The sequence below is a fragment of the Bacillus sp. 1A genome (genome assembly GCF_052682215.1).
The window spans coordinates 236,720-253,288 of record NZ_JBQYLZ010000001.1 but is presented as its reverse complement, the minus strand read 5'-3'; the positions used below and the strand labels follow the sequence as shown (position 1 = coordinate 253,288).

Genomic DNA, 16,569 nt, shown 5'->3' with positions numbered 1-16,569 from the left:
AATTCTGAATTTTTATCCTATTTTGACAATGTTTTTCGTTTATGTTAAGTTAATTTTGTTAAAAACGTTAAGAAAAAACTTAACAAAATTATTCTGAAAGGAGTGATTAGATGTCTCGAAAGAAAATGTATATAAGCGGAGAGTGGGTAGAGTCCGTTTCTGGAAAAACGAGAAACATCATCAATCCCTTTAATCAAGAAATAATTGCTACTGTAACTGAGGGAGACGAAAAGGATGCCAAGCTCGCTATTAAAGCGGCGCGCGTAGCATTCGACAAAGGTGATTGGGCAAACAAACCTGCGAACGAACGTGGAGAACTTATTCAAAAGATTGCTGAGCTAATTCGTCGAGATAAGGAAGAATTGGCCAAGCTCGAAACTTTAGATACAGGAAAGACGTTAATCGAAAGCCAAGCAGACATGGACGATATCGCCAATGTATTTCAATACTATGCAGGTCTTGCAGATAAGTATGGTGGAGAGATTATCTCTTCTCCTATATCTAATTCTCAAAGTCGAATTGTTCGTGAACCTGTCGGAGTCTGTGGTCAAATAACCCCATGGAATTATCCTCTACTTCAGGCGGCATGGAAAATTGCGCCCGCATTGGCTGCAGGGAATACAATTATTATGAAACCTAGTGAAATTACTCCACTAACGACTATAAAAGTATTTGAATTAATGGAAGAGGTTGGTGTTCCTAAAGGAGTGGCTAATTTAGTATTAGGTCCTGGATATACAGTAGGGGCAGAATTATCTAGCAATCTAGACGTCGATCTCCTTTCTTTTACCGGAGGGATTGAATCAGGAAAGAAAATTATGCAAGCAGCTAGCGGTAATGTGAAGAAAATTGCTCTTGAGCTAGGCGGAAAGAACCCGAATATTGTATTCGCTGATGCAGATTTTGAAATAGCGGTAGATCAAGCGTTAAACGCTGTTTTTTTTCATGCTGGTCAAGTGTGTTCAGCGGGATCCCGTTTACTAATTGAAGAAAATATTCACGATGAATTCTTACAAGCCGTTGTTGACCGTGCCAAAAATATAAAATTAGGAAATGGATTTCATGAAGATACACAAAGCGGCCCTCTTATCTCAATGGAACATCGTGCGAAAGTAGAAAAATATGTAGAAATCGGAAAAAAAGAGGGAGCGCAATTAATTCTCGGCGGGGAACGTCCAGAAGATCCGGAACTTCAAAATGGATTCTTCTATAAACCGACAATTTTCGTAAATTGTCATTCACAAATGCGAATTGTTCAAGAGGAAGTGTTCGGACCAGTCTTAACGGTGGAAACTTTTAAAACAACAGAAGAAGTAATAGAACTTGCGAATAGTACAATTTACGGACTAGCAGGAGCTGTGTGGTCAAAGGATATCGAAAAAGCTGAGTTTGTTGCTTCATGTCTTCGAATGGGAACCGTTTGGATTAATGATTTTCACCCGTATTTTGCTCAAGCGCCTTGGGGTGGGTATAAACAATCAGGTTTTGGCCGTGAACTAGGAAGCGCGGGGTTGGAAGAATATACTGAAATCAAACATATTTATCGAAACACCAAACCAGAACCGATTGGTTGGTTTAAATAAAGGGATAAATAAAGAACAGGAGGTTTTAATGTATGAGTTTAAATATGAAAGTTGAGCATATGTATAAGTTCCATCAATTTGAGGTGCCTACAGCTATTAAACACGGGATTGGATCAATTCGTCATGTAGGAAAGGAAGTCAAAAATTTGGGTGTATCAAAAATATTACTTGTAACAGATCCCGGAATTTTTAATGCAGGTGTTGTTAATCCGGTTATTAAATATTTAAAAGAAGAAAATTTAGAGGTAGTTGTCTTTAATAAGGTTGAACCGAATCCGCCAGTACGTCTAGTTGCTGAAGGTTCTGCGCTTTATAAAGAAGAAGGCTGTGATGGGCTAGTTGCTGTCGGTGGCGGTAGCTCAATGGATACAGCAAAAGCGATTGGGGTTGAGGCAACACATAAAGGTTCTGTCTTAGAATATGAAGCTGTGGAAGGGAAAAGGCCGCTTGAGAACCGAATTCCACCATTGACAACCATCCCAACTACAGCTGGAACGGGATCTGAAGTAACGCAATGGGCCGTGATTACAGATGAAGAGCGGGAATTTAAATTTAATACAGGGGGGCCACTCATCGCCGCCCATTTGACAATTATTGATCCAGAATTACATGTATCTATGCCGCCACCTGTAACAGCCATGACAGGTGTTGACGCCTTAGCGCATGCCATTGAATGTTATACAATGAAATATGCTCAGCCCATTACAGATGCGGCAGCATTAATGGCGATTGAGTATGCGTCAAAATATATTTACCGCGCATTTGCAGATGGTGAAGATTTGGAAGCTCGTTACGGTATGGCACAAGCAGCAATGCTAGCGGGGCTATCCTATGGAAGTGAATCCGCAGGCGCTGCGCATGCCATGAGCCAAACATTAGGCGGGATTATGCCTGTTGTTGCCCATGGACAATGTGTCGCAGCTATGATGGGTCCGGTTATGGAGTTTAACTGGAAAGGAAATCCTGAAAAGTTTGCACGCATTGCTCAAGCGGTGGGAATTAATACTCATGAATTATCGACTGAAGATGCAGCAAAAGCAGCTGTAAATTGGATGTATAATCTTGTAGACGAACTGGAAATACCTAAACTTGAAAAACAAGGAGTATCAGTCGATATGATTGAACGTCTAGCCAAAGAAGCTATGAACGACCCTCAAACGGTTGGGAACCCGCGTGACCTAAAAGTAGAAGATTACGAATGGATATATAAAAGATGCTTTAATCTAGTTCCAAAAACCTTGTAGTGGAAAGGAATGTAAAAGGAGCTGGTTCTTATGAATGTGGAATATTTTTTCATAAGAGTAAAAACTTATTGATTAAATCAAATTTCTCTTTAAATATATGCTGAATTTAAATTTTACAGTTGAACACACAATCGATTAATCACTTTTTCAGGTGTACGATTTAACTCATGAATAAAAACTTGTACATTTTTTTGAATCTCGTGAACGGATGAATAAAAAACATTATGACTGATGTCTGGTTTGAGCTATTTCCATAATCCTTCAATTAGACTTAAATCCGGACTGTAGGGAGGTAAAAAGACCCATAAACAAAAATTAAAGAGGGTATTAAATGAAAAAAGGGACTTATTTTGGTCTACTGGCAGGTATCGCTTGGGCAGTAGACACAATCTTAATTGGAATGGTTTTATCATCACAATTAATGATGGAAAATAAAGAAGTCATATTTTTGGCTCCACTGGTTAGCACATTTTTACATGATTTTATTTCAAGTCTTTGGATGATGCTTTTTATGATGGTTAGAGGAAAATTTAAACTAACTATATCCAAAATGAAAACCAAAAGTGGCCGCTTTGTTATGCTAGGAGCTATTATAGGTGGACCTATAGGCATGACTTGTTATGTACTAGGTGTTCAATTTTTAGGAGCCTCTTACACAGCAGCTATTTCAGCAATTTGTCCTGCAATCGGAGCATTCTTTGCATTTATTTTTTTAAAAGAACGATTGAGTTTTATAAATTGGATAGGTTTGACTATCAGTATCATATTTATTATGATTTTAGGATTATTCAATAATAGCGGGTGTTCAAAAAATTGTTTAATTGGTTTTTTATTTGTTTGTATATGTGTTATTTCGTGGAGCTTAGAGGTTGTGATTTATGCATATGGTATTAAAAATGATGAGATGACAGCAGCTGAAGCGCTTCAAATACGACAATTTATTTCTGCGTTAACATATGGGGGTTTCATAATTCCCGTATTTAATAGCATAACATTTACTCTAAAAGTTACACAACAATTTGAATTTCTGATGATAGCTCTTACCGCACTCATCGGAACGACTTCTTATTTATTGTATTACCAATCCATTAAAGAAATTGGTCCAGTAAAAGCTATGGCGCTGAACACAACTTATTCAGCATGGGCAGTTGCGATTTCTATAATATTCCTTGGAACCTCATTCTCATGGGTTTTAGTTATATGTTGTCTATTAGTTTTCTTAGGAGCGATTCTTACTATAGTTAATCCTAAAGATATTCAAATTTGGTACAAATAATAATTTTGGTTCTGTTGAAAAGTTAACAAAATTAAAAAAATAGAGAGATATCGTTATTTTATTATGTAACGTTTCGTAATTCTGCAACCCATAATAGACCAAAAAGGCGAAGTCAATTTTTGAACTGCCCCCAATTGTTGGACATACCTAACAATTGGAGGTGTAGTTCATTTGAAAACCTCTCTTTGTCGACGTACAATTAACGGCAACAATAATTGTCACCGCTTCAATATTCTCTCGTATGTAATAACTTGTTTATGATTTAAACAGAACGTTTTATAGTGTTAGCCTGTAGGATTAACTTTCAGATTTTTTGTAAACCGTTTTATTTTCTCAATACAGGTACCACAGAAGGTATCTGTAAATTTTGTTATGATACAACCATCTGGATTCTATATCAGATATTCCCTCGAGCTTTGCCTCAAAAAATATTGGTAAAAGAAAAGGCGATGAAATGTGTATCGTAGATTGATCTTCGTCATTATTCACAGTTTCTTGACAGACAAAAACGTAACTCACGAATACCGTCGTCGAATATATCGAGAAAAGAGTTCTGTTACAAAGCTTTTAAAAACTTAAAGTCTATAGATTAAACTTTTTAAAGTAGGAGTTTTTATACTGGAATCATGGAGTTGATACAGTGAATCTATTAAAAAAGGATATTAATAAAGTCGAAGAAACATGCTTGGAATTTGGTGTAAGTTTGGAGCTGATAGAAGCTGTTATTAGTAAATTGGGGTTTCAACAATGGCCTAAAAATAGTGAAGATAACCTGAGAATGCTTTATCAGTCATGGTGCAGAAATGTTCCGCAAGATAATATACATAAAAGGATTTATTTTGGAAATCACATGTCAGGTCCGTTACCAATTGGAAATCCTTCAGAATTCTTTTCGAATTTTTTAGAACATTCAACGGGAGGGACATGTTGGGGACATTCTATAGGTTTATATAGTCTGATAAAAATTTTAGGATATGATGTACGTGCTGCGGCAGGATCGATGGTAGGGCTTACTCCACCGGAAAATGGTCCAAGTCATGGCACGGTCATTGTTACAATTGAAGATCAACAATATTTGGTAGACGGAATTTTAATGATTGAAGATATTGTCCCTTTATCCCAAGAACGACCTTCAATTGGAGGACCTTTACCTTTTACAATCCAGGTATATCCGAATTTTAATGATTTGTGGGATATTGTATTTCGAACGGGTCACAGTGAGAAAGAAATTACCTGTAGATTAGAGATTGATAATGCCGAATTTTCATATTTACAGGAGCGTTGGGAAAATACTCGAAACTATAGCCCATTTAATAGTAGTTTATTTATTCGTAAAAACATTGGAAAAAAGGCTGTTACACTAGGTCGAAATAAACTTTTTCATTTAAATGAAGATGGTAATATTACAGTTGAGGAGATAGTAACGAATCAGGAAAAGAAACGAATTCTAATTAACATATTTAATTTGAGTAAGGAAATCGTTAATGCAATACCGTTAGATGACCTTTAAAAAAATTGGACTTGTCAATATTTACAGAACCCTAAATATTGGTTTGGAATTTATATATAAAGGCAAAGCATTCAAAACGGTTGCTTTTTTCTTTGTTGTATAGAAATTACACAATAAACGTATTTAGAGGTTACTTTAGGCATAATGAAGGTCAAGCAACATATAATTATACAGAAAGGCTTTTCTGACATACAACTGGTACCCCTACAATTTATGTGGCATCTGAATAAGGTGCCTATTTTATTTCATATGTATAAATTACTTGTGATGATTCATAAATACATAATAAATTAATCATTAATTTTATAAAAAATTTGATTGTAAAATTACTGGAATTCAGATAAATTAACGTTTATTGTAAAGTAGTAGGGGAGTTTGATAAAGTTTTTTTTGAACTTTAGTTGAAAATCTGATGTAAATTAATTAATATAAAACTATATTTAATGTTTAATTGATTCCGTTTATTCCCACACCTTATTGTGTTGTGGTTGAGTTGTAGAAGCAAGTTGCGTCTTGTTTCAATTGTGAAAGGGCTTCTTTGAGCCGATTAGTGTATATATAGCTTATTTTGCTATGCACATTTTTAATCGACTTGAAGGAGCCCTTTTTGTGTTGTTTTCAAGTTAGGAATCACTTGTAAAAAGATATTTAGATTTAGGTATACAAATAAAAAACACTGCGAGAAAAAAACACAAGATTTGTGTTTTTTTTGCTTTGGAAGGGGATCTTTATAATGAAATACGAACATGCTATTACACTTGATAAACCATTACTACCATTAGAGACAATAATAAAAATCTTTCAGGGGAATGAAGTTACTCAACCAATTCGAGAGCGTGATTCTAGCATTAGCTATGATACAGAAGATTATATTTCAGATAAAATGACAGCCTTACACATCAACTCTGATGAGTATTACAATACGATTTTTTTACCAATTTTAAACCATGATTGTGAAGAAGATTGTTATTTTGCATTTGTAAGGAATTACTGTTTAGAGGTGTATGGCTATCCATGTACGTTAGAAGATGCGTTTAAGGAATGGGGTCTTTATATTATTAACAAAATGGATTGTAAATTAGAAACAGTAATGTCTGAGTATGTAGAGGTTACAAATCCTTTATTTGATCCGACTGTAGAAGAATTGGCCAGAATTATTAAATATAACAAAGAGCGTACTAAGGAGTGTAGTAGATTATTTAATATTTCTCTTGAACCATTGAAGAAATTATTAAAGGAGTCCCCCCATACCGTTATTGAGATCATTCAAAACATTGAAATGGAGGACATATCAAAACTTCCTACACACTTAGGTGTTCAATTTGCTTATAGAAGGGAAACGAAAGAACTTTACATGTATTATGGAGAAAAACATTTGCCGTGGCTTTATCGAGTATTACTTTTTCTTCATATTTTTGAGTTGTCTATTCTAAGTGTAAAGTAATCAATTGTTGTGAAGTAGAAAAATAATAAATATATAACCAGGGGGAAATTTAAGTGAAAATGAGTTATGAAGTATCTATATTTTGTTCTGCACATCCAGAAGATTTTATGCCAAATTTGCGTGCATTTCGAATGAGAGTAACAAAAGAAGGAGCATTCTGGGAACGAGATTGTTATCAGTTTTCCATTAAACCATCAAACTTGTCACAGCGAGCAGCCAAACAAGGAGGGGAAATCTATTTGTATCATGTCTATTTCAATAGATGTATACGAGATTTCCTTTTTTTGTTGGAGCGATGCTTTAGAGGGATAAGTTATCGCTTTACTGCAATCCGCGGTTTCCTAGAAATAGAAGGGTATTCTCTTAAGAAATGGAAGCCAATTTTATGTAGTCATCATATAAACTCTACTGATGTACAATGTATTTTCAAGAAAAATGATCTTACAATGATTGTACATCACCATGGAGGTTTAGAGGTAGCTAAGCGTGCGGAGAAAGGCGAGCAATTAAAAAAAGTAAACTTTCTAACGGTAGATAGTTGGTTACAGGCACTTAACCCAACAAAAGAAGATCTATTCTCTTTAACAGGTGTGAGTGTATCTTAATGAGTAATTTGCAAAAACGTGTGAAAGTATACAGGCAGAGGAAAAGGCAGAAATCCGTAGTTAAAACGACTATGAATTTCTGTCTTTTTATTTTAATAAGGAGGATTTTAGCATGGATTTATTTGAACTTTTTGATTTAGAGGTAAGAGAAAACATAATAGTACAAGATGTGAGGACAGATAAATAAGTTCGCAATCGATACAGCTATGATGTTGGTGAGAAATTAGTAGGAGCTAAGAAAGAGCTACGAGCCTTAAAAGAATCATTTTTAGTATCATTTTCTTTAGATGTTTTAGCGGAAATTGAAAAAGAATCTCCAGTAGAAGCGCTCAATACATTGGATCGAAATACATTGATTCCATTTTCTTTTGAACTAGAAAAAGATAATGATATACCGGCACGTGTTGCAAAGTTAAAGCAATTACTAGTGGGCAGGATTGATAAGAAGCCAATTGTAGATACACCGACTGCAAGGAAACTGTATGTGCAAGCATGTAGAAGAATATGGCATGATATACAGTTAATACATACCTCAGAACAATGGATAGATCTTGTTGGTTCTTAAGGTAAGGAAATGCAAAACGGTTGGTATGCATTTAAAAAAGATAAGAATGTCACATACACATTTAAAAGAATGGTAGAAGAATATTTTGATGAATTTGTTGATGCAGATGGTATGGAGTTATTAATATTAGGAAAGAAATTCATATCACTTTGTACAAATTCAAAAAGTATTAAATCTACATACCTTCGTGTATCACATGAACTAACATGGAATGATTTACTTACGAAAAAGGTTATGACTCGTAAGTAATCCACAGCCGCTTGGAGTAGGAAACTACCAGATACCCTGCAAAGAAAAGGACTAGGAGTAGAACTTGCGACCAACCCTGAAGATGTAGTTGTTATGTTTGCGTTAAAGGGAATGCAATTTGGGCATTATTGCACCGAACAATATGCAAAAGAGCATATTAAGTATGTGTCTGAGGCATTACATGATTTAGCTCGTATATTGGGAATTCCACCTGAATATATAGGGCTAGGGGGACGCTTAGGACTTGCGATTGGTGCGAGAGGAAGCGGCAATGCATTAGCACATTATGAACCTTCTACCAAATTGACACTCCCACCCCTAAAGGGGCCAGCTGACTAACGTCAGTGGGATTCTTGCTACCAAAGGCGAAGTCCATTTCTGGTATCGCTGACGTGCAAGATTGCGGTGTGCCATCACCACTCCCACAACAGACCATATAGGTTCGTGGGCTACGGTACTGTGACCATACCGTACAGATTGTTGGTTCTTAAATGTTTTTACGTCTTTTGCATGACGACTTAATACATTTTACGGAGTAGAAGAATTTGCTACCCCAACCTCATATGTATTCTGTTTTCAGAGAACAGTCGTTTTAGAGTCTTTTGCATGACTATGAATAAAGTATACCATGTTTTGCTATGCAAAAACGATGCTTCCATCCCACGTCTAAAGACGGACTAAAGTCCTGCGTGGGCTTTCCCCTATCGTAAATTCTGTAATTAACGTGGAAAGTGCCTAAGATAGAAAGTGGTATTTCTATGGTGCTGTCATCGATAGTTATGATGTATATAAGGGAAATGTGTCAGGTATTTTGGAATCACATCACTTAAGTTCGTACAGAAAGCTGGATACCCTATCGGGAGCAGCAAAAACGCGTATGGAACGTAAAACTGAAAAGGAATTTGAGCGAACTGCACAAATGCTAGCTGCTTTCCATTATAAAAAACAGGGGAAAAATTTGATGAAATATCCTATCAAGCGAAAGGGTCTGTATACTTTGATACAGCCATTAAGTTAGATAAGAAGAGAACCAAAAAGTATTGGTCTACGAATTATGAGATGTTTACTAGAGCATTTGAAGCGTATGTAGAATCAGCTTTGCTAGATCAAGATCATAGAAATGATTATTTAGTTTGTGACACATATTCTTTTGTATATCCGTTAGGAGAACAAAGAGAATATCTGAATAGGAGTATAAAGAGTTTAATGGAAGTAGCAGTTCCATATATAATAAACAGTATACAAGGAGTGGGGAATAATGAATTATAACATTCAAAAAGGTCAATTTCGTTTAACGAGTGCTTATCCAAGAGGTAGCTGGTGGGAATTTTACCGTGTTACGTGTCCGATTTGTCATGATACAGGTAATTGCATGCTGCATGTTTCGCAAGAGAAGGTAGCATGTACACGTGTAGAAAGTAAATGGATTTACGGAAAAAACACGGGCAATCCAAGCTACATTCATTACATAAATGGAAAAGATAAGTATCAATTGCCTGAGGCGGATGAAGTTCAAATTCATGATAAGAAAAGTAATGAAGAATTAGATGTGTTTAATCGTAAGTTAATGGATTTCATACCATTACAGGAGCAGCATCATACACATTTATTACGAGATAGAAAAATGACTGAAGAACAAATACAAGTACGTCAATATCGATCTTTCTTAAAACAACAAATTGTGTTAGAGGAGGATAATACGTATACGACTGTTTGGGAGCAGCTATTTAAACAGATGGGGAATAAAAACTGTTGGCAAGGGGTTCCGGGCTTTTATGAGATGAGGAAAGGTCAACTTTCTCTTCGTTTGATGTCAGGATCTCCTGGTATATTGATTCCTTTTCGAAACCAGTACAATCAAATTGTTGGGTGGCAGGTTCGTGTGGATGAAGTGAAAAACTCCGTTCATGTGAAATCGGCACCTACTGGAGTTCAAGCGGAATTAATCGAGCAGCCTAACGTTGTAAAGATAACTAAAGATGGTGATTGTATCTTTGAAGGCGAACTAGAAGTGAGCAAAAAGGTAGAGATTCCATTTCAAGAGGGACAAATTGTTGTAAAGATCCATAAAGGGCAAAAATATCTGTGGCTCTCATCAGCAAACAAAAATCAAGGGACTGGGGCAGGCGGTAGTGAAAATCCACTTCCAGTGCATGTTGCGGTACCAAGTTCTCATTTGAAACATTGGAAGTCTGGTACATTGCATCAAACGAAATCAGTAATGATCACAGAAGGACCCATGAAAGCTGATTTGATTGCTGATTTAATTCCAAAACGATTTAATAAAGCAGAACTTATTGAAGTAGGAACGACGGTTCTTGCGATTCCTGGTGTAAACGCTTGGCGAATTACTATGCCTGTATTAAAGGATATGGGTGTAGAGAATGTCTATTTAGCGTTTGATGCCGATTTAGTAGAGAATCAAAAAGTAAGAAAAGCTCTTATAGACTTTGCAACAGAGTTAAAGCGAGTAGGCTATAACGTAATCATAGCTGCATGGAACCCAACGCAAGGTAAAGGGCTGGATGATACAATGCAAGCGGGATTTAAACCTGTATTTCAGAGATTGTGAAAGTCATATAGTAGGTTGATATTTTCATAAATAGATAGATTAAAAAAGATAGAGTTTGTAATTCTATCTTTTTCTTATATCCAATTACACAGAGGATTTAAATTAACTAAAAGAAAGGTAGAAGAGAATATGAATACATCTATGAAAAAAAATCTAGTAAATTTACGAGTTGATTATGCTTTTAAGCGTTTGTTTGGAGTAGAAGGAAATGAAGATATATTAATTGGGTTTCTTAACGCGGTACTACAATCATCTATTAATGAAGAAATTACATCTTTGCATTTAGACGATCCGCATCTTCCAAGAGAGCAGAAGGATGATAAATTGTCTATTTTAGATTTGCGAGCTACACTAAATAATGGTATAAAAATTAATATAGAGATTCAAGTTCGAGACAAAAAAGATATGATAGAGCGCTCTTTGTTCTATTGGTCAGGCATGTATTATTCCCAAATGACTCAAGGGATGAAGTACACAGAATTAAGACCAACCATATGTATTAATATAGTGGATTTCATTTTGTTTCCAGAAGAGCAAGAGTTTCATAGTGTTAATACAGTGATGAACAAAAAATCTAAGCGTATCATTACAGAAAATATGCAGTTGCATTTTCTTGAAATTCCAAAAGTGATTCAAGAATGGCAAAGAGAACGAATGAATCCATGGGAAGACTCTTTAGCGCGTTGGTTATTATTATTTCCCGCGCATGAAGATGAGAGATTAACAACAATCCTGGAGGCGATAGCAATGGAAAAAGATCCAGTTTTGAAAAAGGCAATAGAGGATTGGGAGCGTTTAAGTAGCGATAAGGATTTTTTACGCTTATATGAGGCTAGAGAGAAAGCAATAAAAGATAGAATATCAGAAATAGAAACGGCGGAAGAAAAAGCTGCGAAAAATGCGGCAGAAATAGCCACCAAAAAAGCTACAGAAGAGACTAGAATCGCAACTAAGATAGAGATGATTCACAATTTAATTAATGTCGGTGTACCTATTGAGAAAGTAGCGGAAGCCACTGAATTAAGTGTGGAAGAGGTTAATGAAATTTTAAAACATAAAGAGTAAATATAAAGGATATAAAATAGGTAATTGTGATTACAAACAATTACCTATTTTTTATTTTTGATTGAGGCCCATTTTGTGATTACAACTATATTTTTTCTTGCTTTAGGATTCCCTCTAATTCATAACGAAATTCATTAGTCTTCTTAACATCCTTTAAGATTGCCTCAAGATCCTCTTTTTTAACAAATTCTCTAATAGAATGGTTAAATACCATTAATCTACCGTATCTTTGTTCAATCTCTTTAAACCACGTTTCTTTTTTCAATAACTTAAAGTTTTTACGAATCATTTTTTCCTTTTTTGAAGGAATGGACATAATGAGGCCTCCCAATACATCACTGATTAAGTCACCCATGAAGAAGTCTCCTTTTTCCTTTATTGTACCATTCAGGAAAAACGATATGTCTTAAAAAATTGAATATAGCTAGTTATTTAGAATACAGTTTACTGATTCATTTTGTTTTTTGGTGTAAATAAGGGGTTGTATTTTAGAAATCGTATTGCTATAATATAAACGTAATAAGATTTTACAATAAAATATAAAATTAATCAGTTCGCATATAAGAGAAGACCTCAATATGCGCCATGTCCTTAGGGGACGTGTGCGTGTATTGGGGTCTTTTTGCGTTTTGCGAGCAAAAACACCCGGAGGTGCAGGAATTATGTTGAATTGGTTGTCTGCAAAACTTATGACAACATCAGTAGGAGATTTCTTACTGGCAAAAAGTAGCTTTACGAAAGGTCTTGGTGGTAGTGGCAGTGGTGCCAATGCTGAAACTGTCCAAAAAAGCATGAACACTTTAGTGAAAACCTTAATTGGTTTTGGGGGAATTTGGGTAGCAGCTTGCGTTGTATTCGCAGCTATTAAACTATCTGGTGCACAAGGGAAGAACCCTGAAAACCGTACACAAGCTATGATTGGTTTAGCTTGCGCGGCAATTGGAGGCTTTGTCATGATCAAAGCGTACGACATCGCTGCTTGGGTTACAACAATCTAACATAAGAGTTTGTACAAGCTCTCCTCCATTTGGGGAGAGCTTCTCTTATATAAGGGAGGAAACAAAATGAGAAAAGTAACTGTTCCTGTTGATATGACTTCGGAACAAAAAACGCTGTTAGGTGTATTAAGTAAGCGCCAATTGATTTATCTATTAGGTGGCGGGGCGGCCCTTTATTTATATGTACCATTTTTATGGCAGTTGTTTGCACCTATTGATGCGGTAGTAGCATTTTTTATTTGCGTAATTTTAGCAATACCAACAGTAGTAGTTGTAATAACGTTTGGTTTTATTTATAAAGAAAAACAACACATGTATTTAGATAAATATTTACTTATCAAAATGCGTAGCCGTTCTGAAAAAGGCAAGTGGAGAAAAGGGTACGAGCCAACTACATGGGCAAAGGAGAATTTATAGATGTTGGAAATGATATATTTTGCGGCGATAGCCATTGTAGGATTTTTCTTTTATCGGAAAATGAATGGAAAACCGCTGTTTGGTTCTAAGAAAAAGGGGAAAAAGCAAGGTGGAGTAGAGAAAAATACTGCTGAAAAATCTGGAAAGAAAAACAAAAAGAATACGCCTGCTGAATCGGAAATTGATGAGGATAATGTTGATTTCTTTCGTGCTTTTGTAGAAGACATTAAAGAAATTGATAATCATATGATTCGGTATCATGATGACACATTTGTCCTGATTGCGGAAGCACATCCGGTTAACTATTACTTACTTTCCAATATGGAACAAGAAGCGATTGATATCAAAATTGAATCATGGTTAACCACATTAGAGTTTAATACGAAAGTATATATTCAAAGTAAGTTCGTAGATTTAACAGATCCTGTACGAAAAATGACAGAAACGATGAAAGGTGCGAAGGACCTTACACCAGAGACGGTTCTATATGGACAAGAAGTTATCGATAACTTAGAGTACTGGCAGCGTTCGCAACCTCGATATGAACAAAAACGTTATTTAATTTATCCATACAAGGTTGATATTAGTACGATTACGGCTGATACAGAGGACGAATTAGAAGAAAAGATTGTAGATAAGGCATTTAACGAACTATATCGTCGTTATAATGCATCCCGAAATCTACTATCGAAAGCAAAAATTAATGTAGAAATGTTAACGAAAGATAAATTAATAGAACTTTTATATGTAGCATTTAACCGTCGTAAAGCTGTAAAAGCTCGTTTCCAGGACTTAATTGAAAACGAGAATTTCTCCCTCTATTCAACAGGGGAAACAAATGAAAGAAAACTAGAGTTAATGAAGAAAGTGCTAGCGGAAGAAAAAGCAGAAAAATCAAATAACGGGGTGGCATAAACATGAAGTTATTCGGAAAAAAGAAAAAGGAAAAGAAAAAAATAGAAGCGGAAGAAAAGGATGAATTGGAACTAGAGGAAGAACAGGAACAAGAAGAAGTACCCACCCAATTAGACAATCAAACAACCGTGTTTGATGTCATTGCCCCAGAAGGAATGAAAATTGATGCAGAAGATTATGGGGTAATTAAACAATCTTTAGGAAGTAATACGTTCTTCCGTCCGTTTTATATTCCACGTGATGGGTACCCACGTATGATGCAAACCAATTGGCTCAACATGTTAACTTCAGCTGGGGAAGTGGATGTCATGATCGATATTCATAAAGAATCAAAAGCTAAGGCAATGCGATCATTAGATATGCAGCTTACGATGTTACGTTCCAATCTTTCTTTCCAACGTACACGAGGGAACATTGACCAAGAAAAAGACTTAGATGCAAAAATTCAAGATACAAACAATTTAATGGATGAGATCCAGTTCAATGAAAACGACTCCTATATGGTGAGTACCATGGGTGTTGCGTATGCTGAATCAAAGAAAGAATTGGACGTTTTATGTGAGTATATTGAAGATGAAATGCAAGCATCTCACTTTAAGATAGCAAGTACTTGGAACCGTGTAAAAAGTGGTCTGAAAGCTACTATGCCACTAGGGGCACCGAATACGCTGCAAGATACCTATCGAAATATCGATAGACGTGCGTTATGTACGTTTGCACCATTTGTATCAGGATCCGGGAGATTTAATGGTGGCATACCAATAGGAAAGAATAAAATTACTGGGCAAGTAGAATTTTTGAATTCATTTGGTAATGCAGATTATCGCCCGCCAAACTATAACATTGGTGTGACCGGGATTTCGGGTTCGGGGAAAAGTTTACTTTTAAAAATGAAATTAGCTCGTGAAACGTCACTTGCAGATACGCATGCAATGATTATCGATCCAGAGGGAGAGTTCGTAAAAATTACAAAACGTTTAGGTGGTATTAACCTAAACATTTCTCCTGAAAGTAATATTATTATCAATCCTTGTGCAATTGCAGTAACAGAACTGCAAATTACAGATAAAGATGAAGAACTAGAAGCGCTGGAACAATACGATAAGAAAGAACTCGTAGAGCGTGATGGCGTGAAGTATGTAAGATTTGTACCAATTTTAGAGAAAATCAATGAAATACTAGGATTCTTTGACATTATTATACGCGGACAAGATTTTGATCAACCAGGATTAAATGTATTCCAACGTACAATGCTAGAAGATGCAATACGTGAAGTGTTTGAGAGACATGGCATTACTTCCCACCCTTCATCTTTATATACAGATGAAGTGAAGAAAGTGGATGGCCAATTAATTCAGTCACAAGTGAGAAAGCCTGAGCCAGAGTTAAAAGAAATCTACGATGTAATAGTAGAAAATCATGGAGACGATGTGAAGGCAGAAGAGTTAATCGCCGCGATTCGTCCGTTCTTACGTGATGGTTCAAAACCATTATTTGATGGACAAAGTCATTTTGGTCGTGGTGTAGAAACACAATTAAATGAATCACGTGTTGTTAACTTTAATATTAGTCATTTAGAAGAAGGATTCTTAAAACCAATCGCCTTCCACGTTATCCTGAACTATATCTGGGAGCATTGGATTAAGAGTCCAGAACATGCTATCAAACGAAAAGTACTGTATGTGGATGAGATGTGGCAGTTTATTGATTATGAACAAACGGTTAACTTCTTAGAAAAAGTAGCACGTCGTTCACGTAAAAGAAATGCTGGTATGTGTTGGGCGAGTCAGGACTTTGTTCGTATTTTAGAAAATGTGAAAGCACGTGGTATCTTGCAATCTACTTTCTCTTATTTCTTCTTAGAGCAAAATAAGATTGATAAGAAAAAAATCCAAGAGAACTTTAACTTAACTGCTGGGGAATTAGATATTATCCTAAACAACCCAGGAAAAGGAGAAGGAATCTTCCGTGTAGGGGATAGTTCGGTTTGGATTCAAACAGATCCATCAGACAAAGAAATGATGTTCATTGAATCGAATGAAGCGGTACTACAAGAGCTTTTAAATAATATGAAGAAAGGACAAGGGTATGCAGGATAATAGCGTACCTTTGAAAAGGAAGGTGAA

The 16,569-nt window shown here is 35.8% G+C and carries 13 protein-coding genes and 2 pseudogenes; 14 read left to right on the top strand and 1 reads right to left on the bottom strand.

The window, feature by feature from the left end; genetic code table 11:
* Positions 1-110: 110 nt before the first annotated feature.
* The 10 genes and pseudogenes from betB (at position 111) to ACUN0F_RS01270 (ending at position 12,113) form a co-directional block, all read left to right on the top strand.
* Complete coding sequence (gene betB / locus ACUN0F_RS01315) at positions 111-1,583, top strand: betaine-aldehyde dehydrogenase (RefSeq protein ID WP_131934976.1); 1,473 nt, start codon at positions 111-113, stop codon at positions 1,581-1,583.
* Between the two features lie 32 nt (positions 1,584-1,615).
* Entirely contained in the window at positions 1,616-2,827 is a 1,212-nt protein-coding gene (locus ACUN0F_RS01310) for an iron-containing alcohol dehydrogenase (RefSeq protein WP_131934975.1), read from the top strand.
* Positions 2,828-3,158: 331 nt separating this feature from the next.
* Positions 3,159-4,103, top strand: coding sequence for a DMT family transporter (locus ACUN0F_RS01305; protein ID WP_131934974.1), 945 nt, complete (start codon positions 3,159-3,161; stop codon positions 4,101-4,103).
* 640 nt (positions 4,104-4,743) lie between these two features.
* Positions 4,744-5,613, top strand: coding sequence for an arylamine N-acetyltransferase (locus ACUN0F_RS01300; RefSeq protein WP_131934973.1), 870 nt, complete (start codon positions 4,744-4,746; stop codon positions 5,611-5,613).
* Between the two features lie 733 nt (positions 5,614-6,346).
* Entirely contained in the window at positions 6,347-7,057 is a 711-nt protein-coding gene (locus ACUN0F_RS01295; RefSeq protein ID WP_445539039.1) for a hypothetical protein, read from the top strand.
* Between the two features lie 53 nt (positions 7,058-7,110).
* On the top strand, positions 7,111-7,662 hold the full coding sequence (locus ACUN0F_RS01290; protein ID WP_445539038.1) for a hypothetical protein: 552 nt from the start codon (positions 7,111-7,113) through the stop codon (positions 7,660-7,662).
* 112 nt (positions 7,663-7,774) lie between these two features.
* Positions 7,775-8,779 (top strand): annotated as a pseudogene (locus tag ACUN0F_RS01285) (LPD1 domain-containing protein); the annotation flags it as partial.
* Positions 8,780-9,182: 403 nt separating this feature from the next.
* Positions 9,183-9,745, top strand: a pseudogene (locus tag ACUN0F_RS01280) (LPD1 domain-containing protein); the annotation flags it as partial.
* Positions 9,735-11,048: a DUF3854 domain-containing protein gene (locus tag ACUN0F_RS01275; protein ID WP_445539037.1), complete on the top strand. Its 1,314-nt coding sequence runs from the start codon at positions 9,735-9,737 to the stop codon at positions 11,046-11,048. The pseudogene ACUN0F_RS01280 and the gene ACUN0F_RS01275, both read left to right, overlap by 11 nt.
* A 129-nt stretch (positions 11,049-11,177) precedes the next feature.
* Positions 11,178-12,113 (top strand): Rpn family recombination-promoting nuclease/putative transposase, encoded by a 936-nt coding sequence (locus ACUN0F_RS01270; protein ID WP_445539036.1) that lies wholly within the window; start codon positions 11,178-11,180, stop codon positions 12,111-12,113.
* A gap of 85 nt (positions 12,114-12,198) precedes the next feature.
* On the opposite strand, the gene ACUN0F_RS01265 is transcribed toward ACUN0F_RS01270, so the two are convergent.
* Entirely contained in the window at positions 12,199-12,468 is a 270-nt protein-coding gene (locus tag ACUN0F_RS01265; RefSeq protein ID WP_088610186.1) for a hypothetical protein, read from the bottom strand.
* A 223-nt stretch (positions 12,469-12,691) separates the two neighbouring features.
* Between ACUN0F_RS01265 and ACUN0F_RS01260 the strand changes: the two genes are divergently transcribed.
* From ACUN0F_RS01260 to ACUN0F_RS01245, 4 genes are all read left to right on the top strand, one after another.
* Positions 12,692-13,111, top strand: coding sequence for a hypothetical protein (locus ACUN0F_RS01260; RefSeq protein WP_061885148.1), 420 nt, complete (start codon positions 12,692-12,694; stop codon positions 13,109-13,111).
* Positions 13,112-13,177: 66 nt separating this feature from the next.
* On the top strand, positions 13,178-13,528 hold the full coding sequence (locus tag ACUN0F_RS01255; protein WP_202283741.1) for a PrgI family protein: 351 nt from the start codon (positions 13,178-13,180) through the stop codon (positions 13,526-13,528).
* Positions 13,529-14,443 (top strand): hypothetical protein, encoded by a 915-nt coding sequence (locus ACUN0F_RS01250; RefSeq protein WP_445539035.1) that lies wholly within the window; start codon positions 13,529-13,531, stop codon positions 14,441-14,443. It abuts the gene before it with no gap.
* Between the two features lie 2 nt (positions 14,444-14,445).
* Positions 14,446-16,542 (top strand): VirB4 family type IV secretion system protein, encoded by a 2,097-nt coding sequence (locus tag ACUN0F_RS01245; protein ID WP_445539034.1) that lies wholly within the window; start codon positions 14,446-14,448, stop codon positions 16,540-16,542.
* Positions 16,543-16,569: the final 27 nt, after the last annotated feature.